The following is a 22,015-nucleotide window of genomic DNA, read 5'->3' as shown; positions in this document are numbered from 1 at the left end:
GACCGGTCCGCGGCCCGTCCCCGACTCCCCGTCCGCGTATGCGGGTTGGGGCGTGCCCGTGCCCCTCCGCCGTCCCGCGCACGCCGATGAGCCATGGGCGCGGGGCGTGCGGCGTGACCGCACGGGCACGTGCGGTGATCGCGCGGCTGTCACGGAGCCGCGCCGACAGGCGCGCCGGTCGGCGGTGAGCGGGCTACTCCACCCCCATCAGCAGCGGCGCGCTCTGGTGGCCGCCCCGGTACACCACCGTGTCGACCGCCAGATGGCCCTCGCGCACGTGCTCCTCCAGCGCGTCGGCCAGGCCGTCCGGGACGTCCTCGCCCAGGACCAGGGTGACCAGTTCGCCGCCCGCCGCCAGCATGCGGTCGAGCACGCCGCGGGCGGTCTCCGGTACGCCCTGGCCGATGACCGCGACATCGCCGTCGATCAGGCCCAGTACGTCGCCCGCCTGGCAGACGCCCGCCATGGTCCACGACTGCCGCTCGGCGACGGCGAGTTCGGCGTAGCGGGTGGCGCCGGCCGCCGCGGTCATCGCCACCACGTCCTCGTCGAAGCTGCGGCCGGGTTCGTGGACGGCGAGGGCGGCGACGCCCTGGACGGCGGCCCGGGTCGGGATCAGTGCGACCCTGATCCCCTCCGCGCGAGCCTGCTCGGCGGCGGCAGCGGCGGTGTGCCGCAACTCGGCGTCGTTGGGCAGCAGAACGACCTCGCGGGCGTTCGCCCGGCGGATCGCCTCGACGAGTTCGCCGCTGGCGGGCGGCTCTCCCGGGCGCGCCAGGACCGTCGTCGCCCCCGCCTCCTCGCACAGGCCGCGCAGCCCGTCACCAGGGACCACCGCGACGACGGCGCGCTGCACGGGTTCGGCGCGGGGCGGCGGCACCCGGTCCGTGCCGAAGTGGGTGATCCGGATGCGGTGCGGGCGTCCCGCCTCGACGCCCGCCTCCACGGCCGCGCCCGCGTCGTCGACGTGCACATGGACGTTCCACAGCCCGTCGCCGCCGACCACCACCAGCGAGTCGCCGAGTCCGTCGAGCCGGGCGCGCAGCCGGTCCACGGCGTCGTCGTCGGCCTCCAGCAGGTAGATGACCTCGAAGGCCGGTCCGCCCGCCGGGCAGTCCCCCGGCACCGGGGCCGCGGGCAGCGGGGCCACCGGCCCGGCCGCGTACGCGGGTTCGGGGGCCCGTCCGGAGACGGCCTCGACGAGCGCCCCGAGCACCGTCACCAGGCCCCGCCCCCCGGCGTCCACGACCCCGGCCCGGCCCAGCACCGCGAGTTGTCCGGGGGTTGCCTCCAGCGCCGTCCGCGCTCCCTCGTACGCCGCCCGCGCCACCGCCGCGGTCCCGGCGTCGCCCGGAGTGCGCGCGGCGGCCTCGGCGGACCGGTCGGCCACCGTGAGCACGGTGCCCTCGACGGGGTGCGCGACGGCCTGCCGGGCGGCGGTCGCGGCGGCGGACAGCGCCCGGCGCAGGTGGTGCGCGTCGTGCCCCTCGGCCAGCACGCCGGCCATCCCGCGCAGCAGCTGGGCCAGGATCGTGCCGGAGTTCCCGCGGGCGCCGATCAGTGCCCCGTGTGCCATGGCCCGTACCGCGTCGGCGGTCGCGGGCGTGGTCGCGCCGGTCTCGTGGGCGGCGAAGACGGCTTCGACGGCCCCGGCCGCGGACTCCACGGTCAGATAGAGATTGGTGCCGGTGTCGCCGTCGGCGACCGGGTACACGTTGATGGCGTCGATCGCCGCGCGTTCCCGGCCCAGCGCCTCCAGGGCCAGCGAGCACCAGGTACGCACCGCGACGGCGTCCATGTCGTCGACGGGCTGCGGCACCTGTGATCCTCCTCGAAGTCGGCCGGTGGTGGCCGGCTGCACCGCAGAGTAGTCCCCACGCGGCGGATCGGGCGGGGACCGAGCGGGAAGGGGGCGGCGGAAGCCATGGTAGTTTCGTTCTGCCGAAGCGGTCGTTGTATGCTGCTTCGGTTGCCCGATGCGAGTCGGGCCATTCCTCCGGTACCGCCACTTCAGTCACATGATTCCGGCGAGCCGGAATTCACTGTAAGTGCACCTGAAGTCTTTGGAGTGACCCGTGGCTGCCAACTGCGACGTCTGCGGCAAGGGGCCGGGCTTCGGCAACAACATTTCGCACTCGCACCGCCGTACGTCCCGTCGCTGGAACCCCAACATCCAGCGCGTGCGTGCCGTGGTCGGTCGGACGCCGAAGCGGCTCAACGTCTGCACTTCGTGCATCAAGGCCGGCAAGGTCGCGCGCTGACGTTCCCGTCGTAGCGCAGCCTTCCGGTTGCCCGAAAGCCGGTCCATCTCGATGGACCGGCTTTTCGTTGTGCGCGGAGGGCCGGGGCCGGAAGCGCGGAGGGCCGGGGCCGGAAGCCCATGCCCGCGCGCACGCGTGCGGGGCTAGGACGACTTCGACCCCGCCCAGGACGACGACCCGTTCCGCGCGCCCGCGCCGTGCGTCCCAGGGTTCTCAGCAGCCGCGTGTCCGCCAGGCGTGGTCGACCGGACCGACCCCGGAACCCAGGGGGAAGCCCGCCGCGATCGCCCCGGTGACGTACTCCTTCGCACCACGTACCGCCGCGGGGACGTCGAGTCCCCGCGCCAGTCCGCAGGCGATGGCCGAGGCGAGGGTGCAGCCGGTGCCGTGGGTGTGGCGGTTGTCGTGTCTCGGTGCGCGCAGCCAGTGCTCCTGGTCACCGTCCGTCAGCAGGTCGACGGGGTCCCCCGGCAGGTGCCCGCCCTTGATGACGACCCAGCGCGGTCCGAAAGCCAGGACCGCCTCGGCGGCCCGTCGCATCCCGGGCTCGTCCGTGACGGTCAACCCGGTGAGCTGCGCCACCTCGTCCAGGTTGGGGGTGGCGACCTCGGCGACCGGCAGCAGTCGCGTCCGTACGGAGTCGAGCGCTTCGGCGGCCAGCAGCGCGTCACCGTGCTTGGAGACCCCGACCGGGTCGACGACGGCGGGGGCGTCCGTACCGGCGAGGAGTTCGGCCACGGTCTCCACGAGAGCGGCCGAGGACAGCATGCCGGTCTTCACCGCCTGCACCCCGATGTCGTCCACCACGGCGCGGTACTGGGCGCGCACGGCGTCGGCCGGCAGCTCCCAGGCGCCCCGCACCCCCAGGGAGTTCTGGGCGGTGACGGCGGTGAGCACGCTCATTCCGTGCACGCCGAACGCCATCATCGTCTTCAGGTCGGCCTGGATGCCCGCGCCGCCGCCGGAGTCGGATCCGGCGACGGTGAGCACGCGGGCGGGTACGGCGGCGGGCGCGGCGGGAGGTACGGGCATGTATCGAATCTACTGGGCGCCCTCCGTGCCCCGGCTACGGGGCGCTCTCCATGCCGCCGAAGTGGTCCCAGCCGCCCTTCCTGGTCCAGGGCGCCCCGTCGACCGTCACCTGGGGCAGCGCTGCGGAGTTGAGGACCTCCCCGATCACCTTCCAGCGGGCGGGCAGCTTCACGTCCGACGGGAACGTGGCGACGATCGCGTGGTCCTCTCCCCCGGTCAGCACCCACTGGAGCGGGTCCACGCCGACGGCCTGACCGATGTCGCACATCTGGGAGGGGATGTCGATGAGGCCGGAGCGCACGTCTATCCGCACCCTGCTGGCCTCGGCGATGTGCCCGAGATCGGCGACCAGCCCGTCGCTCACGTCGGTCATCGCGGTGGCGCCGAGCCCGGCGGCCGCGGGTCCCGCGTGGTACGGCGGTTCGGGGCGCCGGTGGGCCTCGACGAAGGCGCGGGGCGAGCGGAAGCCGCGCGAGAGCACGGCGTAACCGGCGGCGGACCAGCCGAGCCAGCCGGTCACGGCGACGACGTCGCCGGGCCGGGCCCCGGACCGGGTGACCGGTTCGTGGTTGCGCAGATCGCCGAGCGCGGTGATCGAGACCGTGATCGTGTCGCCGCCCACCACGTCGCCGCCCACCACGGCCGCTCCCGCGACCTGGCACTCGTCGCGGAGGCCGTCCATCAACTCCGCGGCCCAGGTGACCGGGAGTTCGGCGGGGACGACCAGGCCGAGCAGCAGGGCGGTGGGCACGGCGCCCATGGCGGCGATGTCGGCGAGGTTCTGGGCGGCGGCCTTGCGGCCGACGTCATAGGCCGTCGACCAGTCGCGGCGGAAGTGCCGCCCCTCCAGCAGGACGTCCGTGCTGGCCACCACCCTGCGGTCGGGAGCGGCGACGACCGCGGCGTCGTCGCCGGGGCCGAGCCGTACCGCCGGAGTGGTGGTGAGCCGGGAGGTCAGCTCCCTGATGAGCCCGAACTCCCCCAACTCGCCCACGGTTCCCTTCACCGAGTCTCACCTCTCATCTGTCGCGCCGGACGGTCGTCCGGGCCGCCTCGGCGGCCCGGGGTCCGGTTGGTGGACCGGTCGTCGCCGCAGGGAGCAGTCTGCACCCGTTCTCGTCGGCACGCCCCGCCCCCCTTCCGCACCGCCCGCGACCGCGGTCGCGGGCGGTCCGCACTGCCGGTACTGTCAAGAGATACGTCAACTTGAGCCGTGCCCGCGCCACGCTGTGGGCGGCAACCGGTCCTTGGGTCTCCCCGCGGCCCGCGGCGACGCGATACCGTGGCGTCCCTTTTCCCCACACGATCCTCGTGGCCGCCCTGGAGGTTCCGTGGTACAGGCGTACATCCTCATCCAGACCGAGGTGGGCAAGGCATCGACCGTCGCCGCGACCATCTCCGGTTTCCCTGGAGTGATCCAGGCGGAGGACGTGACCGGCCCCTACGACGTGATCGTGCGTGCCCAGGCCGACACGGTGGACGAACTCGGCCGCATGGTGGTCGCGAAGGTCCAGCAGGTGGAAGGCATCACCAGAACCCTGACCTGCCCGGTCGTCCATCTGTAGTCCCCGTCTACGCTGGGTTGGTGACATCCTCATGCCGCCGGTTCGCCCATCCCGTGTTTCTCGGTCCGTCCGTCGCCGCGCTGCTCCTGGCCGCGGCGGGGTGCTCCTCGACGGGCGCGGCACCGTCGATCGCGGATCCCACGCCGTCCGCGGAAGCCGCGGCGTACTGCCGCGCGCTGCACAAGGAGCTGCCGTCGACCGTTGCCGGGCTCGACCGCGGTGACACCGGGACGAAGTCCGAACTGACCGCCGCGTGGGGGGACGGAGCGATCGTACTGCGCTGCGGCGTCCCCCGGCCCGCGAAGATGGAAGACCCCTCGTCCAAGGCCGTCGAGGCGGACGGCGTCGCGTGGATGCTGGAGCAGCCGGACGACGGCGGTCCGCTGTTCACGACCACCTACCGCAAGGCGTACGTCGAGGTGCGCCTGTCCACGGCGTACGCCCATGACGCCAGCCCGTTGGCCGCGTTCGCCCCGGCCGTGCGGAAGACGGTGCCCCCCAGCCTGTGAATCCCGTCGGCGCGCACCGGGTGAGCCGGGCGCCGTCGTGGGGCGTACGCCGGTAGCTGCGTGCCCGGACGCGCGGTACGGGGCAGGCGCTGCCTGCGTCATGTTCCGCGCGGGTGTGTGCCCCCCGTCCGTGGCGCACCCGGCCAGCGCGGGCGGCACGGGCGGCACGGCCTCAGCGCAGGCCGGTCGACCGGTTCAGCGCGGCCTGGATCAGCCGGTCCACCAGGTCCTGGTAACTCAGGCCGCTCTCCTGCCACATCCGCGGGTACATGGAGATCGGGGTGAAGCCCGGCAGGGTGTTGATCTCGTTGATCACGAAGTCGCCGTCCTCGGTGAGGAAGAAGTCGGCGCGGACCAGGCCCTCGCAGGACACCGCCTCGAACGCCTCGATCGCCAGGCGCTGGACCTCGGCGGTCTGCTCGTCGGTGAGCGGGGCGGGCACGATCCCGGGGGCCGAGTCGATGTACTTGGCCTCGAAGTCGTAGAAGTCGTGCGAGGTGACCGGCAGGATCTCGGCGGGCACGCTGGCGCGCGGCCCGTCCTCGAACTCCAGCACCCCGCACTCGATCTCGCGCCCCCGCAGCGCCGCCTCGACCAGGATCTTCGGGTCGTGGCGGCGGGCCTCCTCGATGGCCTCATCGAGTCCGGAGAGGTCGTCGACCTTGGTGATGCCGATGGACGAGCCGGCCCGCGCGGGCTTCACGAAGAGCGGCCAGCCGTGGTCCCCGGCGAAGTCCACGACGCGCTTGCGGACGGCGGAGGGGTCCGCGTCCCACTCGCGGGGGCGCACCACGAGGTACGGGCCGACCCGCAGCCCGAACGAGGTGAACACCCGCTTCATGTACTCCTTGTCCTGGCCGACCGCCGAGGCGAGCACCCCCGCGCCGACGTACGGCACACCAGAGAGCTCCAGAAGGCCCTGGAGGGTGCCGTCCTCGCCGTACGGGCCGTGCAGCACGGGGAAGACGACGTCGACCTCGCCGAGCGCCTTGGGCACCGAGCCGGGCTCGTTGTACACCACTTCCCGGCTGCCGGGGTCGACGGAGAGCACCACGCCGCCCTCGGCGGACTCGGCCAGCGCGGCCACGTCCGGCAGGCTGCGGTCGGTGATGGCCATGCGCTCGGGCTCGTCGGCGGTGAGCGCCCAACGGCCGTCCGACGTGATACCGATCGGCAGGACGTCGTACTTGGTCCGGTCGATGGCGTTCAGGACGGCGCCGGCCGTGACGACCGAGATGCCGTGTTCGGAGCTGCGGCCGCCGAACACGACGGCCACGCGCGGCTTGCGGAGCTGCCGCTCCGGGCTCTGGGGGAGGTTCTCGCTGCTCATATCGCGTTGAGCGTACCTGCTGGTACCCGGGGCGTCAGCGCGGCCGGGGCCGCCGGAGCTGTGCCGGAGGGTGCCGTTCACCGCACTGCGCGCCCCGGAGTGCGCCGTTCGGCACCGCCTCTCCCGCGGCCGTCCGCACCGCGCGGGTCCGGCGGCGGCCGGACCGTCAGCGCCGCTCGGGCTTCGCGCTGCGCGACATCAGCTCGCGCAGCGCGACCATCGGCGGCTTGCCTCCGTGGACGATGCCGACGACCGTCTCGGTGATCGGCATGTCGACGTCGTACCTGCGCGCCAGATCGAGCACCGATTCACAGGACTTGACGCCCTCGGCGGTCTGCTTGGTGACCGCGATCGTCTCCTGGAGGGTCATTCCGCGGCCAAGGTTGGTGCCGAAGGTGTGGTTGCGCGAGAGCGGCGAGGAGCAGGTCGCCACCAGGTCGCCCAGGCCCGCGAGGCCTGAGAAGGTCAGCGGGTCGGCGCCCATGGCGAGGCCGAGCCGGGTCGTCTCGGCCAGGCCCCGGGTGATCAGCGAGCCTTTGGCGTTGTCGCCGAGCCCCATGCCGTCCGCGATGCCGACTGCGAGGCCGATGACGTTCTTGACCGCGCCGCCGAGTTCGCAGCCGACCACGTCGGTGTTGGTGTACGGGCGGAAGTACGAGGTGTGGCAGGCGGCCTGGAGGCGGCGGGCCACGGACTCGTCCCGGCAGGCGACGACCGCCGTGGTCGGACGTCGCTCGGCGACCTCCTTGGCGAGGTTGGGGCCGGTGACGACGGCGATGCGGTCCGCGGAGACCTTGGTCACGTCCTCGATCACCTCGCTCATCCGCTTCGCGGTGCCGAGTTCGACGCCCTTCATCAGCGAGACGAGGACGGTGTCGGAACCGAGATGCGGCGTCCAGTCCGCGAGGTTGGCGCGCAGGGTCTGCGAGGGCACGACGAGCACCGCGAAGTCGGCGCCGTCCAGCGCCTCGACGGCGTCGGTGGTGGCCCGGACCGACGCGGGCAGTTCGATCCCGGGCAGGTAGTCCGGGTTGGTACGGGTCGTGTTGACGGCCTCGGCGACCTCGGGGCGGCGGGCCCAGAGCGTGACCTCGCAGCCGGCGTCGGCGAGCACCATGCCGAAGGCCGTACCCCATGAGCCGGTTCCGAAGACGGCCGCCTTTGCGGGGTGCGTCACTTGGGTCCCTTCCCTTCGGCCTTGCGGCGCTGTTCCGAGCGGGCGGAGCGGTGGTCGTACGGCTGCGCGGGGGCCTTCTCGCCCCGCACGATCTCCAGCTGCTCGGTCACCGCGGCCATGATGACCTCGGTGGCCTCGCGCAGGACCTCGGGCGTCGGCTGCTTGTCGTAGAACCGGGAGAGGTCGACGGGCGGGCCGGCCTGCACCCGGAGCGTCTTGCGGGGGAAGAGCCGGACCTTTTTCTCCTTGGCGTACGGCGGCATCGCCAGATTGGCGCCCCACTGCGCGACCGGGATGACCGGGACCTTGGTGAGCAGTGCCACGCGGGCCGCGCCGGTCTTGCCGGCCATCGGCCACATGTCGGGGTCCCGGGTGAGGGTGCCCTCCGGGTAGAAGGCTACGCACTCACCGCGCTCGATGGCGTCGACGGCGGCGCGGAAGGCGTCCAGGGCGTTGGCCGTCTCGCGGTACACGGGGATCTGCCCGGTGCCGCGCAGCATCATCCCGACGAACGGGGTCCTGAAGAGGCCGGCCTTCGCGAGAAGACGCGGCACACGTCCGGTGTTGTACTGGAAATGGGCATAGGAGAGCGGGTCCAGATACGAGTTGTGATTGACCGCGGTGATGAATCCGCCGTCGGCCGGAATATGCTCCATTCCCCGCCAGTCACGCTTGAACAGAACCACCAGCGGCGGTTTCACGATGACCGCCGCCAGGCGGTACCAGAAGCCGATTCTGCGGCGGGACACTCGGACACCTTCCTCTAAGGACCTGAACTCTGCCTGGCTACTGGCGGTCAAGTCTCGCCCCAGGCCCCTGCTCTGTCGAGAACACCGTACGCCCCGTTTTCGGGGCCGACGCCGCGGGTTCTCGCGCCGGCAGGCGAGAATAGGCGGCGATCCGCAGCAAGGGGGAGAGCGCCACGAACACCGACCCGACCGGTCACTGGACCCTGATCGTCCCGCTGAAGCTCTTGGCCCTGGCCAAGAGCAGGCTCACGCCCACGACCGGCGAGGCGTTGCGTCCGCGGCTGGCTCTCGCGTTCGCCGAGGACACGGTGGCCGCCACCCTTTCCTGCCCGGCGGTACGGGATGTGGTGGTCGTCACGGACGACCCCGAGGCCGGTGCGGCGCTCGCGGGGCTGGGCGCGGGCGTCGTGCCCGACGAGCCGGGCCGGGGGCTCAACGCCGCCCTGGCGCACGGCGCGCGGACGGTGCGGGCCCGGCGGCCGGGGGCAGCCGTCGCCGCGCTCAACGCGGACCTCCCCGCACTCCGCCCCGCCGAATTGTCCCGGGTGCTCGAATTCTCCACAGCTTTCCCCCGGGCGTTTGTCACCGATGCGGCAGGAATCGGGACGACATTCCTGTCGGCCGCATCCGGGGTGGAATTGCGTCCGCTTTTCAGCGGTTCTTCCCGGGCCCGGCACCTCGGCTCCGGAGCGGTCGAAATCACCCTGACCGGCATCGATTCGGTGCGCCAGGACGTGGACACCGGCGAGGACCTGTGCGCGGCGCTCGGCCTGGGCGTCGGCCCGCGGACGGCGGGATGCTGGGCCGCCGGGGCCGCGTCGGCGGACCGATAGGCTGCCGCCCATGCAGGCGACCGCGTACACGTACGATCCCGAGACCCGCACCGGCAGTGTGCTCCTCGACGACGGCACCCCGGTGGAGTTCGACGCACGGGCCTTCGACGCCGGCGGCCTGCGGCTGCTGCGCCCCGGACAGCGGGTGCGGATCGAGGGGACGGGCGAGGGCGCGGAGCTGCGGATCACGTTGGTGACCTTGCAGACGTTCTGACCCGGTGCCGCCGCTCACCGACCGGCCCCGGCTGCCGCCCGGATCGCCCCACCGGCGTTCCGTACCGCCGTCGCCCGGCCCTCCGGACGCACCGGCGTCTCCCGGCCCATCGACGTCTCCGGGCCTGTCATTGCCTCCGGGCCGGGCGCAGCGGACGCACCGAACGGCCGCGGCGCACTCCCCCACGACGGGCGCGGGCCCCGTGACAGCCCGCGGGCCGGGCTCCCCGAGAGGAGCCCGGCCCGGCGCGTCTGAGCGGCCTGCGCTGCTCGGCCTCACTTCTTCCGAGCGGTGGCCTTCTTCGCCGTGGTCTTCCGCGCGGTGGTCTTCTTTGCGGGCGCCTTCTTCGCCGTGGCCTTCTTGGCCGGAGCGGTCTTCTTCGCCGCAGCCGCCGTCTTCTTCGCCGCAGCCGCCGTGGTCTTCTTGGCCGCCGCCGCCGTCTTCTTGGCCGCCGCGGTGGTCTTCTTCGCGGTGGTCTTCTTGGCGGCGGTCGTCTTCTTGACAGCCGTGGTCTTCTTCGCCGTGGCCTTCTTCGCGGCAGCCTTCTTGGCCGCGGCCTTGGCCGTCGTACGGGTGGAAGGTCCGCCCGAGAGGCTGCCCTTGGGCGCCTTCTTCACGGCCACGTCGTGCTTGGGGAGCTTCTTCGAGCCGCTCACCAGATCCTTGAAGCCCTGGCCCGCGCGGAAGCGCGGCACCGAGGTCTTCTTGACCCGCACCCGCTCGCCCGTCTGCGGGTTGCGGGCGTAACGGGCCGGGCGGTCGACCTTCTCGAACGAGCCGAAGCCGGTGACCGAGACCCGGTCTCCCGCGACGACCGCACGGACGATCGCGTCGAGCACCGCGTCGACGGCGTCCGCGGCCTGCTGACGGCCGCCGAGCTTGTCGGCAATCGCTTCTACGAGCTGCGCCTTGTTCACGTCTTCCCCTTCGGAGACATTGCCAGAACGAAAGTGTTCAAGCGTTTTCGCACGTTAGGCAGATATATACCGCAAATCAAACACGAAACGGGCTAATCACCCTAGTGCCGCAACGAAGTCGACCGCCGCGTTGTTCCGCGGAGGTCACTCGCCTTCGGGGAATCGGCCCTCATCGAGGTCCTTCATCAACCGGTCCAGACGCCTTGCCGCATCGGGGAGATCGTGCTTAGCCGCGGCCGTGATGACCAACAGCTTCCGGGACAGCGCCATCCGTACGCCCTCCGGGACTTGCAGTGCACGCACTCTGGTGTGCGCTTCCTTCAGCCGGTCGGCGACTTGCCCGTAAAGCTTGAGTTGGCTGTCGCGTCCCATGCACCGATTGTGCCATCTGAGGCGAGTTGTCGCCCGACAGGGTCTCAACAAGCGACTGCGCCCCCCGCCGGGAGGCAGGGGGCGCAGTCGGGGAAACGGGCTGCTCAGACGTTGAGTGTGCGGGGCTTGAAGGCCGGCCGCGCCGCCTCGTACGCCGCGATGTCCGCTTCGTTCTGAAGGGTGAGGCTGATGTCGTCCAGCCCGTTCAGCAGGCGCCAGCGGGCGTTCTCGTCGAGTTCGAAGTCCGCCGTGATGCCCTCGGCGTGGACCTGGCGGGCCTCCAGGTCCACGGTGATCTCGGCCGTCGGGTCGGCCTCGGTCAGGGCCCAGAGCTCGTCGACGGTCTCCTGGTCGAGCACGACGGTCAACAGGCCGTTCTTCAGCGAGTTGCCGCGGAAGATGTCGGCGAACCGCGAGGAGATGACGGCCTTGAAACCGTAGTTCTGCAGCGCCCACACGGCGTGTTCCCGGGACGACCCGGTGCCGAAGTCGGGGCCGGCCACCAGGACCGTCGCGCCGCTGCGCTCAGGGCGGTTGAGCACGAAGTCCGCGTCCTTGCGCCATGCCTCGAAGAGCCCGTCCTCGAAGCCGTCGCGGGTGACCTTCTTCAACCAGTGGGCGGGAATGATCTGATCGGTGTCGACGTTGCTGCGGCGCAGCGGGACGGCCCGACCGGTGTGCGTGGTGAAAGCTTCCATGGTTTATCGGACTCCGGCGGGCGTGCGGGCTTCGGACAGATCGGCGGGCGAGGCCAGGTGGCCCAGAACGGCGGTGGCGGCGGCGACCTGCGGGGAGACCAGGTGCGTACGGCCGCCCTTGCCCTGCCTGCCCTCGAAGTTGCGGTTCGAGGTGGAGGCGGAGCGCTCACCGGGGGCCAGCTGGTCGGGGTTCATGCCGAGGCACATCGAGCAGCCTGCGTGCCGCCATTCCGCACCCGCGGCGGTGAAGACCTTGTCCAGGCCCTCCTCGACGGCCTGGAGAGCGACGCGGACGGAGCCCGGGACGACCAGCATCCGTACGCCGTCGGCGACTTTGCGGCCGTCCAGGACGGCGGCCACGTTGCGCAGGTCCTCGATCCGGCCGTTGGTGCAGGAACCTACGAACACGGTGTCCACATTGATGTCGCGCAGCGGCTGCCCGGCGGTCAACCCCATGTATTCCAGGGCCTTTTCAGCGGCGAACCGCTCCGATGCGTCTTCGTACGAAGCCGGGTCGGGGACGTTGGCCGACAGGGGCGCACCCTGGCCGGGGTTGGTGCCCCAGGTGACGAACGGCGCCAGTTCGGAGGCGTCGATGACGACCTCGGCGTCGAAGACCGCGTCGTCGTCGGTGCGCAGCGTCTTCCAGTACGCGACGGCGGCGTCCCAGTCCTCGCCCCGCGGGGCGTGGTCGCGGTCCTTCAGATAGGCGAAGGTGGTCTCGTCCGGGGCGATCATTCCCGCCCGGGCGCCGGCCTCGATCGACATGTTGCAGATAGTCATCCGGGCCTCCACCGAGAGCTTCTCGATGGCGGAGCCGCGGTATTCGATGATGTAGCCCTGGCCGCCGCCGGTGCCGATCCGGGCGATGATCGCGAGGATCAGGTCCTTGGCGGTGACGCCGTCGGGCAGTTCGCCGTCGACGGTGATCGCCATGGTCTTCGGGCGGGCCATCGGCAGCGTCTGGGTGGCCAGGACGTGCTCGACCTGGCTGGTGCCGATGCCGAACGCCAGCGCGCCGAACGCGCCGTGCGTGGACGTGTGGGAGTCGCCGCACACGACCGTGGTACCCGGCTGGGTCAGGCCCAGCTGGGGGCCGACCACGTGCACGACGCCCTGCTCGACGTCGCCCAGCGGGTGCAGCCGCACCCCGAACTCCGCACAGTTCTTGCGCAGCGTCTCCAGCTGGGCGCGCGAGACCGGGTCGGCGATCGGCTTGTCGATGTCGAGGGTCGGGGTGTTGTGGTCCTCGGTCGCGATGGTGAGGTCGCGGCGCCGCACCGGGCGGCCGGCCTGCCTCAGGCCGTCGAAGGCCTGGGGGCTGGTGACCTCGTGCAGCAGGTGCAGATCGATGAAGAGGAGGTCGGGCTCGCCCTCGGCGCGCCGGACGACATGGTCGTCCCAGACCTTCTCCGCGAGTGTCCTACCCATCGCTTTCCCTCCGGCCGGCGTCGTCGCCGGCCCAACTAGAGATGCCGTGCGCCACCGTCCTGACCCCCGAGCGGGGCGGTGGCGGCGGGCCGTTGTACGGCCGTCTCACCAGGTTGGCAACTTCCTCGGAAAATTGAACTTGCGTTTCACAGAGTGAGACGGGAGTATCGTCGTATGGACAACTCTAGCGGCGTCGGCGTTCTCGACAAGGCAGCTCTGGTTCTGAGCGCCCTGGAGTCCGGTCCGGCCACCCTCGCCGGACTGGTCGCGGCGACCGGGCTCGCACGGCCCACGGCCCATCGACTGGCCGTGGCACTGGAACACCACCGTCTGGTGGCGAGGGACATGCAGGGCCGTTTCATCCTCGGCCCCCGGCTGGCGGAGCTGGCGGCAGCGGCGGGCGAGGACCGCCTGCTGGCGACGGCGGGACCGGTGCTCACACATCTGCGTGACATCACGGGCGAGAGCGCGCAGCTCTACCGGCGCCAGGGCGACATGCGGATCTGTGTGGCGGCGGCCGAGCGGCTGTCCGGCCTGCGGGACACCGTGCCGGTCGGCTCCACGCTCACCATGAAGGCCGGCTCGTCGGCCCAGATCCTGATGGCCTGGGAGGAGCCGGAGCGCCTGCACCGCGGCCTCCAGGGGGCCCGTTTCACGGCGACGGCTCTCTCGGGCGTCCGGCGCAGGGGCTGGGCCCAGTCGATCGGCGAGCGCGAGCCGGGGGTGGCCTCGGTCTCGGCACCGGTCCGCGGCCCGTCCAACCGCGTGGTCGCCGCGGTCTCGGTCTCCGGACCCATCGAGCGGCTGACCCGGCACCCGGGCCGGATGCACGCCCAGGCGGTCATCGACTCGGCGGCACGGCTCAGCGAGGCCCTGCGCCGGAACGGCTGAGGCCGTACGCCCCCACCCCGCTCGCTCCTTGGCGCGCTTCCTCGCGCACCCCTCTCCCGGCCGCCCCAGCGTCGTGGCGGCCCCGTCAAGCCTCCCGTGCCCCATTGCCCGGCGCCGGGCCTCCCGTACCGAACCCCGGTACGGCGGCGCGGGCAGGCAAGTCCCCCCGGCATCCTGGGACATGACGCGGCGACACGCTCGTGACACAACAGCGCCGGGCGGCGTACAACCGGCTCGACTTCCCCCCACACACAAGCAGAAGGGTCCTTCACCGAGGTGAAGGACCCTTCTGCGCCTTGCTGTTGTACCCCCGACCGGATTCGAACCGGCGCTACTGCCGTGAGAGGGCAGCGTGCTAGGCCGCTACACAACGGGGGCTTGCATTGCATTTCTGCGCTGGGCTACCAGGACTCGAACCTAGAATGACGGTACCAGAAACCGTAGTGTTGCCAATTACACCATAGCCCACAGTGTTACCTGTACCCCCGACCGGATTCGAACCGGCGCTACTGCCGTGAGAGGGCAGCGTGCTAGGCCGCTACACAACGGGGGCCCTAGCGATCCTGCATCGAGATCGTGGGTGCGACCCTGACGATCTCGCGGGAAGGATCTGTACCCCCGACCGGATTCGAACCGGCGCTACTGCCGTGAGAGGGCAGCGTGCTAGGCCGCTACACAACGGGGGCTTGTTTCCTGCGTTTGCATTTCTGCGCTGGGCTACCAGGACTCGAACCTAGAATGACGGTACCAGAAACCGTAGTGTTGCCAATTACACCATAGCCCACCGGAATGCAACCCCTTGTGGGGGGTTTTATTCCGTTTGCGCTTCCCGTCCGGATCTTTCGTCCCGCTCGGGCGGCGCAGGAAGAACATTACCTGAAGGTGTCCGACGCTCCAAAACGGGTTTCGCCCGCCAGCAGCCCGGGCAACTGATCGAGCCCGCTGATGCTGACGAGTTCGGGCCGCCCACCACGGCCGTACCGGTCCAGCCAGATGCCCATGAGTCCCGCCGCGACCGCGCCACCGGCGTCGATGTCCGGTTCGTCGCCCACATACGCGACCTCCCCCGGCTCCAGCGCGAGCGCGTCGCACGCGGCGTGGAAGGCGCCCGGTTCGGGCTTGGAGATGCCGAGCTCCACGGCGCACACCACGGCCTCGAACCGGTCCCGCACGCCGAGTGAGCGCAGCTTCCGGTCCTGATTGCGGATGCTGGAGTTCGACAGCACCGCGTGCCGGAACCGACCGGACAGCCGGTCCAGGACGGGCAGCACGTCCGGGAAGAGCGACCAGGCGGCCTCGTAGTGGGCCACATGCCGGTCGAACCAGCCGTCGGCCTGGGCGTCGTCCAGCGGGCGCGAGAGGAATGCGCGCACCCTGTCCCTGCGCTGCCCCGGGAAGTCCGTCTCCCCGGCCGCGAACCGCGCCCAGTGCAGGTCGGTGATCTCCCGCCACGCGACGAGGGCCTGCTCGACGGAGCCGTATCCGTCGGGCAGGCCCACCTGTTCGAGGTGTGTGCGCATGCCGGCGCGGTCGGCGCCGGTGTAGTCGAAGATCGTGTCGTCGATGTCCCACAGCACGGCTCGGATGACCATGCCCCCGAACCTACCCGGCCGGGCCCCCGCCGTCCCGTGCTTCCCGATACCGGGCTCCCACGACGCGCCGGGCGGCCGGACCGTACCGTGCGTGCCCCGCGGCCCCGATCCCCCGCGCCCGTGGCCGAGGACCGGCGGCCTCGACTGCGGCCAGGCCCGCACCGCGAGGCCGCGGGCCGTCGGACACCGATGGGGTGGGCGCTCCGAAGCGAGCACCCACCCCATCGAGTGGGACGAAACGTGTGACCGGGAACCGCGTTACGCCGTGGCCAGCTTCGCCAGGGCCGCATCGATGCGGGCGATGGTCTTCTCGCGGCCCAGGACCTCCAGGGACTCGAAGAGCGGCAGGCCGACCGTGCGGCCGGTGACGGCGACGCGGACCGGGGCCTGGGCCTTGCCGAGCTTGAGGCCGTGCTCCTCGCCGGCGGTGAGGACGGCGTTCTTCAGGGCGTCCGCGTTCCACTCGGCGTTGATCAGGTTGGCGCGGGCCGTGACGAGCAGGGCGTCCGAGCCCTCCTTCATCGCCTTGTTCCAGGACGCCTCGTCGTCCACCGGCTGGTCGAGGAAGAGGAAGTCGACGTTGGCCGTGATGTCGGAGAGGACCGTGACGCGGGTCTGCGCGTGCGGGGCGATCACGGCGAACCGCTCCGCGTCGAAGGACTCCGGGGCCCACGGCGCGAACGGTGCCTTCAGCCAGGGGCCGCACGCCTCGGTGAACGCCTGCACGTCCATCTGGCGGATGTGCTCGGCGTTGATGTGCTCGCACTTCTTCAGGTCGAAGCGCGCCGGGTTGGCGTTGACGTCCTTGATGTCGAACGCGGCCACCATCTCCTCGACGGAGAAGATGTCGCGGTCCTCGGAGATCGACCAGCCGAGCAGGGACAGGTAGTTGAGCAGCCCCTCGGGCACGAAGCCGCGCTCGCGGTAGAGGTTGAGGGAGGACTGCGGGTCGCGCTTGGAGAGCTTCTTGTTGCCCTCGCCCATGACGTACGGGAGGTGGCCGAAGGCGGGGACGTCCTTGGCGATGCCCAGCTCGATGAGCGCCTTGTAGAGGGCGACCTGGCGCGGGGTGGAGGAGAGCAGGTCCTCGCCGCGCAGGACGTGGGTGATCTCCATCAGCGCGTCGTCGACCGGGTTGACCAGTGTGTAGAGCGGGACGCCGTTGGCGCGGACGATGCCGTAGTCCGGCACGTTCTCCGGCTGGAAGGTCAGCTCGCCACGGACCAGGTCGGTGAAGGTGATCGTCTCGTCGGGCATCCGGAAGCGGACGATGGAGGTGCGTCCCTCGTTCTCGTACGCGGCGATCTGCTCGGCCGTGAGGTCGCGGCAGTGGCCGTCGTAGCCGGACGGCTTGCCCGCGGCACGGGCGGCGTCGCGGCGGACGTCGAGCTCCTCGGTGGTGCAGTAGCAGCGGTACGCGTGGCCGCCCGCGAGGAGCTTCTCGGCGACGTCCTTGTACAGGTCCATGCGCTGCGACTGGCGGTACGGGGCGTGCGGGCCGCCGACCTCGGGGCCCTCGTCCCAGTCGAAGCCGAGCCAGCGCATCGAGTCCAGGAGCTGCTCGTAGGACTCCTCGGAGTCGCGGGCGGCGTCGGTGTCCTCGATGCGGAAGACGAGGGTGCCGCCGTGGTGCCGGGCGAAGGCCCAGTTGAACAGGGCGGTGCGGACCAGGCCCACGTGGGGGTTGCCGGTCGGGGAGGGACAGAAACGTACGCGTACAGGTGCGTTAGCCACGCTTGATCACCTTGTTGGTGAGAGTGCCGATGCCTTCGATGGTGACGGCGACCTCGTCGCCGACATGGAGGGGGCCGACCCCCGCGGGGGTTCCGGTGAGGATCACGTCGCCCGGGAGCAGCGTCATCGCTTCCGTGATGTGGACGACCAGATCCTCGATGGAGCGGACCATGTCGCTCGTTCGGCCGAGTTGTCGTTGCTCGCCGTTGACCGTGGCCTGGATGGTCAGATCGCGGGGGTCGAGGTCGGTCTCCACCCAGGGGCCCAGGGGGCAGGAGGTGTCGAAGCCCTTGGCCCGGGCCCACTGCTTCTCTCGCTTCTGGGCGTCGCGGGCGGTGACGTCATTGGCGCAGGTGTAGCCGAAGACGACGTCCTTCACGCGCTCGCGCGGCACTTCGCGGCACATGCGGCCGATGACCACGGCCAGTTCGGCCTCGTGGTGGAGCTCGTTCGAGAACGAGGGGTACTCGATGGCATCGCCGGAACCGATCACCGAGGTGGTGGGCTTGAAGAAGACGATGGGGAGGTCCGGTACCTCGTTGCCGAGCTCCTTGGCATGCTCGGCGTAATTGCGGCCGACGGCCACGACCTTGTTGGGGAGCACCGGCGGGAGGAGGCGAACCTTGCTCAGCGGAACCTTGGTGCCGGAGAGCTCGAAGTCGGCGTACGGGATGCCCTTGATGATGTCGAGGACGAGCCCGTCGGGACCGTCGCCCTCGACGGCACCGAAGGCGACATTGCCGTCGATGGAGAACCTGGCGATGCGCACGGGATGCTGTCGCCCCTCACTTGCTGGCTGGCTGAAGACTGACGCTCCAGGCTAACTCGGGCGAGGGGGGCGGCCACGCTTGATCCTTCCGGCGGCCGCGGTCCGGTTACTCGGCGGTCGCGGCTTGGACCGGGGCCTCCATGAGGATGGTGCGCCGGGGGTTGGCCGTCTGGGAGGGCAGCGTGACGGGGTGCTCCGGCCACTCCGGCGTCGGCAGTTCGCCGATGTCCTTCAGGTGCATCAGGGTGGTGCGCCGGGGGTTGGCGGTGATGCGGAGCGTCTTCGTCGTCTTCATCTGTCGCTGGGGCCCTGTCGGTACGGGCGCCGCCCGGAGGGGCGCCGATTGTCGGATGTGCCATCCCTGTAAAACGTCAGGCTAAACATCGAGTTCCCGCGGAAAGCCCACTCAAGGCACCGGGCACTGTGTGAGTTTGCTCACCAATGCAGGAATAAATGACGCATTTCAGACATGCGATGACCCCAGGCAAAACAGACATAACCGGACCAAAATAACCATTCCTCTCCTGATCATGTCGACTGGGACACCCCGGACTGCCAACCCATTGATGATCAATATTCCGTTTTGTCCACGATCACCCTCCACCACTGGTGATCTCGTCATCACAACGGGTCACCCGCGTCCCGCCCTGACACGGGGCCCTTGTTGGAGATCCGGCACTGTGCTGGAATTCCACGCACCGCCGCAGGTTCACAGCCGGCGCGCAGGGCGCAAGCAGCGCCGAGTGGCGGCGGAAAGGGGGAAGAGCGCCGGTCACTCACGACCGACAGGGGCGGATATCTCGCCCCACGACGCCGACACCGTCCCGCCGCCTCGCGCGGAGGGGCGCCTGGTCCAGAGGTTGCGACGCTAGTGCAGGGACGTTTCAAGAGGGAAGGCACGGGGTCTCCCCAGGCCCGCCAGAGCCGAGGGGAAGGCGCGGCGGAGCCGGAGCCGCAGAGCGGGACCGACCGCGGCTCCTCGCCCCAGCACGCCCAGGGCCCCGGGCCGGCCAGAGCCGGCGACGCCGACGACGGGCGCCCCGGCGGCTCCGCGACGGACGGCAGCGGCGGCGGCGAGCCGAGCGCGTCGTCCAAGTCCCGGGAGCCCTCCGGCACGGGGTCGCGCATGGCCCTGCGCAACTGGCGCATCAGCACGCGCCTGGTCTCCCTGCTCGCGCTCCCCGTCGTCGCGGCGACCACGCTCGGCGGTCTGCGGATCAACGAGTCCATGAACGACATGCAGCAGCTGGACCACATGCAGCTGCTGACCAAGCTGACCATGCAGGCGACCTCGCTCGCCCAGGCGCTCCAGGTGGAGCGCGACAGCTCGGCCGGTCCGCTGTCCCACGGCGGGGACGCCAATAATTACAAGGTCAGCGTCCCGCGCGAGAAGACCGACAAGGCGCAGGCCGCCTTCCTCGAAGCGACGACCTCCATCGGCGACCCCTCCGGGGACGAGGCCCTCGAAGGCATCTATTCGAGCGTCAACCAGATCGCCAGCCAGCTCGGCGAGATCCGCGACATCCGCAAGACGGCGTACGCCAAGGGCGCTCCGAGCCTCCAGACCGTCGACCAGTACAGCCAGCTGATCACCTCACTGCTGAGCCTCTCGCAGGACATGGCCCAGGCCACCAGCAACTCGGAGATGATCAAGCGGACCCGGGCGCTGGCGGCCTTCTCCTCCGCCAAGGAGTACGCGTCGATCCAGCGGGCGATCATCGCCGCGGCCCTGCCCGTCGGCGACAAGGAACCGCACCTCGACCAGAACGACCAGCAGTTCGGCCGCGCGGCGCTGCGCAAGGAGACCGCGGCCCGCCGTTCCTTCGCGGCGGTCTACGCGGCCACCGGCAACAACGCGGCCGAGCTGACCGCCACGCTGGACGACGGCAACCCGGAGATCAAGGCCGCCAACACCTACGCGAAGAAGGTGCTGGACAGCCCCACGGGCATGAAGGGCACCGCGCGCCGCTCCTACATGGACTGGTACGACCAGAGCTCCACCAAGCTCCAGGCCATGACGACCATCGAGGCCACCCTCCTCGGTGACATGGAGAGCAAGGCCCGCGAGCTCCGCGACGAGTCGAAGCGCGAAGCGATCATCAGCGGTGCGCTCATCCTGCTGGTGCTGGGCGTCTCGCTGGTGGGCGCGTTCGTCGTGGCCCGGTCGATGATCCGTTCGCTGCGGCGGCTCCAGGACACCGCGACGCGTGTCGCCCAGGACCGGCTGCCCGAGCTCGTCAAGCAGCTGTCCGATTCCGACCCGCAGGACGTCGACACCTCGGTCGAGTCGGTGGGCGTGCACTCGCGGGACGAGATCGGCCAGGTGGCCGCGGCCTTCGACGAGGTGCACCGCGAGGCGGTCCGGCTCGCCGCCGAGCAGGCGCTCCTCCGGGGCAACGTCAACGCGATGTTCACCAACCTCTCGCGCCGCAGCCAGGGCCTCATCCAGCGTCAGCTCTCGCTGATCTCCGAACTGGAGTCGCGCGAGGCCGACCCGGACCAGCTGTCCTCGCTCTTCAAGCTCGACCACCTCGCGACCCGCATGCGCCGCAACGGCGAGAACCTCCTCGTCCTCGCGGGCGAGGAGCCGGGCCGCCGCTGGACCCGGCCCGTCCCGCTGGTCGACGTGCTCCGCGCCGCCGCCTCCGAGGTGGAGCAGTACGAGCGGATCGAGCTGGCCGCGGTGCCCGCCACCGAGGTCGCGGGCCGGGTCGTCAACGACCTGGTGCACCTGCTCGCCGAGCTGCTGGAGAACGCGACGTCGTTCTCCTCCCCGCAGACCAAGGTCCGGGTCACCGGTCACGCGCTGCCCGACGGCCGGGTGCTGGTCGAGATCCACGACACCGGCATCGGCCTCTCCCCCGAGGACCTCGCCGCGATCAACGAGCGACTCGCCTCGCCGCCCACCGTGGACGTGTCCGTCTCCCGCCGCATGGGTCTGTTCGTGGTCGGCCGCCTGTCGCTGCGCCACGGCATCCGGATCCAGCTGCGCCCCTCCGACTCCGGTGGCACGACCGCGCTGGTCATGCTGCCGGTCGAGGTGGCGCACGGCGGCAGCCGCCCGGCCCCCGGCCAGGGACCGGGTCAGCAGTCCGCCCCGGGTGTCGCGCTGGGCACGGGTGGCTCCCGTCCCGGCGGCGCCCCCGCGGCGCCCGCGGGCCGGCTCGAAGCAGTCCAGGGCGGCGCGCCCGGCCAGGTCTCCGCGGGTTCCGGCCCGCGGGCGGCGCTGCCCACACGGGACGGCGGGCCCCGCCGCTCGCCGGACGAGCAGGGCCGGCCGGACGTGTTCCTGCCGGATGGCGGTCCGCAGGACGCCTCGCGCCCGGCGCCGCGTCAGGGCGGCGGTATCGCCAGCGCGTTCGGCAACGGTGCCCGCCTGGGCGCCCGCGGCCAGGGTGGCGGAGCCGGACGTACGGAGCCGGCCGGACCCGACCTGTTCGACGAGAGCCGCCGCGGTCACAACCGCCAGGACGCGCAGGCCCCGCAGGGCCGGCCGGACCTGGCCGCGTGGCAGCCGCCGCAGGCGCCGCACCCGCACCAGGCCCCGCAGGACCCGCTCGGCCGGGGCGGCGGTGAGGCCGCGCCCGGTCGTCAGCTTCCTCCGGTCGGTGGCCCGCGCGCCGAGCTGCCCGGGGGCACCTCCCTGCCGCAGCGTCCGCAGGCGGCCGGCTGGGGCGCCGGGGCACCGTCCCCGCTGGACGCCCCGCGCGGCCACGAGGAGCCCGAGACCACCGGCCAGTTCCAGCTGCCCGGAAATCCGCGGCTCGCCCCGCTGCCCTCCCTGGACGACGAGCGGCAGGGCCCCGGCTCCACCGCCGAGTTCGCCCGTCCCGACTTCTCGGCCCCCGCCCCGCAGGGGCAGTCCCCGCTGGACGGGCCGTCGCAGGACCCGGCGAACACCACGCAGTTCGCCCGCCCCGACTTCGGACAGCACCAGGACC

21 protein-coding genes and 5 tRNA genes are annotated in these 22,015 nt (G+C 71.3%); 7 read left to right on the top strand and 19 right to left on the bottom strand.

The window, feature by feature from the left end:
• Window positions 1-193: 193 nt before the first annotated feature.
• A complete protein-coding gene (locus ACIHCL_RS08930; RefSeq protein ID WP_399858686.1) occupies window positions 194-1,819 on the bottom strand; it encodes a DAK2 domain-containing protein in 1,626 nt (541 codons plus the stop codon).
• A gap of 256 nt (window positions 1,820-2,075) precedes the next feature.
• On the opposite strand from ACIHCL_RS08930, the gene rpmB reads away from it, so the two are divergent.
• On the top strand, window positions 2,076-2,261 hold the full coding sequence (rpmB, locus tag ACIHCL_RS08925) for a 50S ribosomal protein L28 (RefSeq protein WP_030928661.1): 186 nt from the start codon (window positions 2,076-2,078) through the stop codon (window positions 2,259-2,261).
• Window positions 2,262-2,474: 213 nt separating this feature from the next.
• On the opposite strand, the gene thiD is transcribed toward rpmB, so the two are convergent.
• Window positions 2,475-3,293 (bottom strand): bifunctional hydroxymethylpyrimidine kinase/phosphomethylpyrimidine kinase, encoded by an 819-nt coding sequence (gene thiD / locus ACIHCL_RS08920; RefSeq protein WP_399858683.1) that lies wholly within the window; start codon window positions 3,291-3,293, stop codon window positions 2,475-2,477.
• 34 nt (window positions 3,294-3,327) lie between these two features.
• On the bottom strand, window positions 3,328-4,299 hold the full coding sequence (locus ACIHCL_RS08915; RefSeq protein WP_399858680.1) for a thiamine-phosphate kinase: 972 nt from the start codon (window positions 4,297-4,299) through the stop codon (window positions 3,328-3,330).
• 325 nt (window positions 4,300-4,624) lie between these two features.
• Between ACIHCL_RS08915 and ACIHCL_RS08910 the strand changes: the two genes are divergently transcribed.
• Both ACIHCL_RS08910 and ACIHCL_RS08905 read left to right on the top strand, forming a co-directional pair.
• A complete protein-coding gene (locus tag ACIHCL_RS08910; protein ID WP_399858677.1) occupies window positions 4,625-4,858 on the top strand; it encodes an Lrp/AsnC family transcriptional regulator in 234 nt (77 codons plus the stop codon).
• A gap of 20 nt (window positions 4,859-4,878) precedes the next feature.
• On the top strand, window positions 4,879-5,367 hold the full coding sequence (locus ACIHCL_RS08905) for a DUF3515 domain-containing protein (RefSeq protein WP_399858674.1): 489 nt from the start codon (window positions 4,879-4,881) through the stop codon (window positions 5,365-5,367).
• A 172-nt stretch (window positions 5,368-5,539) separates the two neighbouring features.
• Here the strand turns inward: ACIHCL_RS08905 and ACIHCL_RS08900 are convergent, their stop codons facing one another.
• The 3 genes from ACIHCL_RS08900 to ACIHCL_RS08890 all read right to left on the bottom strand — a co-directional run bounded on the left by ACIHCL_RS08900 (window position 5,540) and on the right by ACIHCL_RS08890 (window position 8,623).
• Window positions 5,540-6,697 (bottom strand): D-alanine--D-alanine ligase family protein, encoded by a 1,158-nt coding sequence (locus tag ACIHCL_RS08900; protein ID WP_399858671.1) that lies wholly within the window; start codon window positions 6,695-6,697, stop codon window positions 5,540-5,542.
• 166 nt (window positions 6,698-6,863) lie between these two features.
• Window positions 6,864-7,874 (bottom strand): NAD(P)H-dependent glycerol-3-phosphate dehydrogenase, encoded by a 1,011-nt coding sequence (locus tag ACIHCL_RS08895; protein WP_399858668.1) that lies wholly within the window; start codon window positions 7,872-7,874, stop codon window positions 6,864-6,866.
• Complete coding sequence (locus tag ACIHCL_RS08890; RefSeq protein WP_399858666.1) at window positions 7,871-8,623, bottom strand: lysophospholipid acyltransferase family protein; 753 nt, start codon at window positions 8,621-8,623, stop codon at window positions 7,871-7,873. The genes ACIHCL_RS08895 and ACIHCL_RS08890 overlap by 4 nt, the downstream gene beginning before the upstream one ends.
• 149 nt (window positions 8,624-8,772) lie before the next feature.
• Here ACIHCL_RS08890 and cofC point away from each other — a divergent pair, with 149 nt between their 5' ends.
• On the top strand, window positions 8,773-9,456 hold the full coding sequence (gene cofC, locus ACIHCL_RS08885; protein WP_399858975.1) for a 2-phospho-L-lactate guanylyltransferase: 684 nt from the start codon (window positions 8,773-8,775) through the stop codon (window positions 9,454-9,456).
• A 10-nt stretch (window positions 9,457-9,466) separates the two neighbouring features.
• Window positions 9,467-9,670, top strand: a complete 204-nt coding sequence (locus ACIHCL_RS08880; RefSeq protein WP_399858664.1) for a hypothetical protein — start codon at window positions 9,467-9,469, stop codon at window positions 9,668-9,670.
• Window positions 9,671-9,945: 275 nt separating this feature from the next.
• Here the strand turns inward: ACIHCL_RS08880 and ACIHCL_RS08875 are convergent, their stop codons facing one another.
• The 4 genes from ACIHCL_RS08875 to leuC all read right to left on the bottom strand — a co-directional run bounded on the left by ACIHCL_RS08875 (window position 9,946) and on the right by leuC (window position 13,088).
• A complete protein-coding gene (locus ACIHCL_RS08875; RefSeq protein WP_399858662.1) occupies window positions 9,946-10,587 on the bottom strand; it encodes an HU family DNA-binding protein in 642 nt (213 codons plus the stop codon).
• Between the two features lie 144 nt (window positions 10,588-10,731).
• Window positions 10,732-10,959 (bottom strand): hypothetical protein, encoded by a 228-nt coding sequence (locus tag ACIHCL_RS08870; RefSeq protein ID WP_335938682.1) that lies wholly within the window; start codon window positions 10,957-10,959, stop codon window positions 10,732-10,734.
• A 104-nt stretch (window positions 10,960-11,063) separates the two neighbouring features.
• The gene (gene leuD, locus ACIHCL_RS08865; RefSeq protein ID WP_399858660.1) at window positions 11,064-11,657 is read right to left on the bottom strand and encodes a 3-isopropylmalate dehydratase small subunit; all 594 of its coding nucleotides are present in this window, start codon (window positions 11,655-11,657) and stop codon (window positions 11,064-11,066) included.
• A gap of 3 nt (window positions 11,658-11,660) precedes the next feature.
• Window positions 11,661-13,088: a 3-isopropylmalate dehydratase large subunit gene (gene leuC / locus ACIHCL_RS08860; protein WP_399858658.1), complete on the bottom strand. Its 1,428-nt coding sequence runs from the start codon at window positions 13,086-13,088 to the stop codon at window positions 11,661-11,663.
• A gap of 174 nt (window positions 13,089-13,262) precedes the next feature.
• Between leuC and ndgR the strand changes: the two genes are divergently transcribed.
• Entirely contained in the window at window positions 13,263-13,979 is a 717-nt protein-coding gene (gene ndgR / locus ACIHCL_RS08855; protein WP_376685104.1) for an IclR family transcriptional regulator NdgR, read from the top strand.
• Between the two features lie 305 nt (window positions 13,980-14,284).
• On the opposite strand, the gene ACIHCL_RS08850 is transcribed toward ndgR, so the two are convergent.
• The 9 genes from ACIHCL_RS08850 to ACIHCL_RS08810 form a co-directional block, all read right to left on the bottom strand.
• Window positions 14,285-14,357 (bottom strand) — tRNA-Glu (locus ACIHCL_RS08850).
• An 18-nt stretch (window positions 14,358-14,375) separates the two neighbouring features.
• A tRNA-Gln gene (locus ACIHCL_RS08845) sits at window positions 14,376-14,447 on the bottom strand.
• 12 nt (window positions 14,448-14,459) lie between these two features.
• Window positions 14,460-14,532 (bottom strand) — tRNA-Glu (locus ACIHCL_RS08840).
• Window positions 14,533-14,592: 60 nt separating this feature from the next.
• Window positions 14,593-14,665 (bottom strand) — tRNA-Glu (locus tag ACIHCL_RS08835).
• A gap of 26 nt (window positions 14,666-14,691) precedes the next feature.
• Window positions 14,692-14,763, bottom strand: a tRNA-Gln gene (locus ACIHCL_RS08830).
• Between the two features lie 88 nt (window positions 14,764-14,851).
• Entirely contained in the window at window positions 14,852-15,571 is a 720-nt protein-coding gene (locus ACIHCL_RS08825; RefSeq protein WP_399858655.1) for an HAD family hydrolase, read from the bottom strand.
• 258 nt (window positions 15,572-15,829) lie between these two features.
• Window positions 15,830-17,305 (bottom strand): glutamate--tRNA ligase, encoded by a 1,476-nt coding sequence (gene gltX / locus ACIHCL_RS08820; protein WP_399858653.1) that lies wholly within the window; start codon window positions 17,303-17,305, stop codon window positions 15,830-15,832.
• A complete protein-coding gene (locus tag ACIHCL_RS08815; protein ID WP_399858649.1) occupies window positions 17,298-18,074 on the bottom strand; it encodes a fumarylacetoacetate hydrolase family protein in 777 nt (258 codons plus the stop codon). The genes gltX and ACIHCL_RS08815 overlap by 8 nt, the downstream gene beginning before the upstream one ends.
• 106 nt (window positions 18,075-18,180) lie before the next feature.
• A complete protein-coding gene (locus tag ACIHCL_RS08810) occupies window positions 18,181-18,369 on the bottom strand; it encodes a hypothetical protein (protein ID WP_399858647.1) in 189 nt (62 codons plus the stop codon).
• 576 nt (window positions 18,370-18,945) lie between these two features.
• Between ACIHCL_RS08810 and ACIHCL_RS08805 the strand changes: the two genes are divergently transcribed.
• Window positions 18,946-22,015, top strand: a 3,070-nt coding sequence (locus ACIHCL_RS08805) for a nitrate- and nitrite sensing domain-containing protein (protein WP_399858644.1), incomplete at its 3' end; no start/stop codon positions are given.

The sequence above is a fragment of the Streptomyces sp. NPDC052042 genome (assembly GCF_044548345.1).
GTDB lineage: Bacteria > Actinomycetota > Actinomycetes > Streptomycetales > Streptomycetaceae > Streptomyces.
This window is presented reverse-complemented; position numbering and strand designations above follow the sequence as displayed.

Coding starts and splice junctions, on each gene's coding strand:
- thiD (WP_399858683.1), bottom strand. CDS start 3,293: ATGCCCGTACCTCCCGCCGCGCCCGCCGCCGTACCCGCCCGCGTGCTC.
- ACIHCL_RS08900 (WP_399858671.1), bottom strand. CDS start 6,697: ATGAGCAGCGAGAACCTCCCCCAGAGCCCGGAGCGGCAGCTCCGCAAG.
- ACIHCL_RS08880 (WP_399858664.1), top strand. CDS start 9,467: ATGCAGGCGACCGCGTACACGTACGATCCCGAGACCCGCACCGGCAGT.
- ACIHCL_RS08870 (WP_335938682.1), bottom strand. CDS start 10,959: ATGGGACGCGACAGCCAACTCAAGCTTTACGGGCAAGTCGCCGACCGG.
- leuD (WP_399858660.1), bottom strand. CDS start 11,657: ATGGAAGCTTTCACCACGCACACCGGTCGGGCCGTCCCGCTGCGCCGC.
- leuC (WP_399858658.1), bottom strand. CDS start 13,088: ATGGGTAGGACACTCGCGGAGAAGGTCTGGGACGACCATGTCGTCCGG.
- ndgR (WP_376685104.1), top strand. CDS start 13,263: ATGGACAACTCTAGCGGCGTCGGCGTTCTCGACAAGGCAGCTCTGGTT.
- ACIHCL_RS08825 (WP_399858655.1), bottom strand. CDS start 15,571: ATGGTCATCCGAGCCGTGCTGTGGGACATCGACGACACGATCTTCGAC.
- ACIHCL_RS08810 (WP_399858647.1), bottom strand. CDS start 18,369: ATGAAGACGACGAAGACGCTCCGCATCACCGCCAACCCCCGGCGCACC.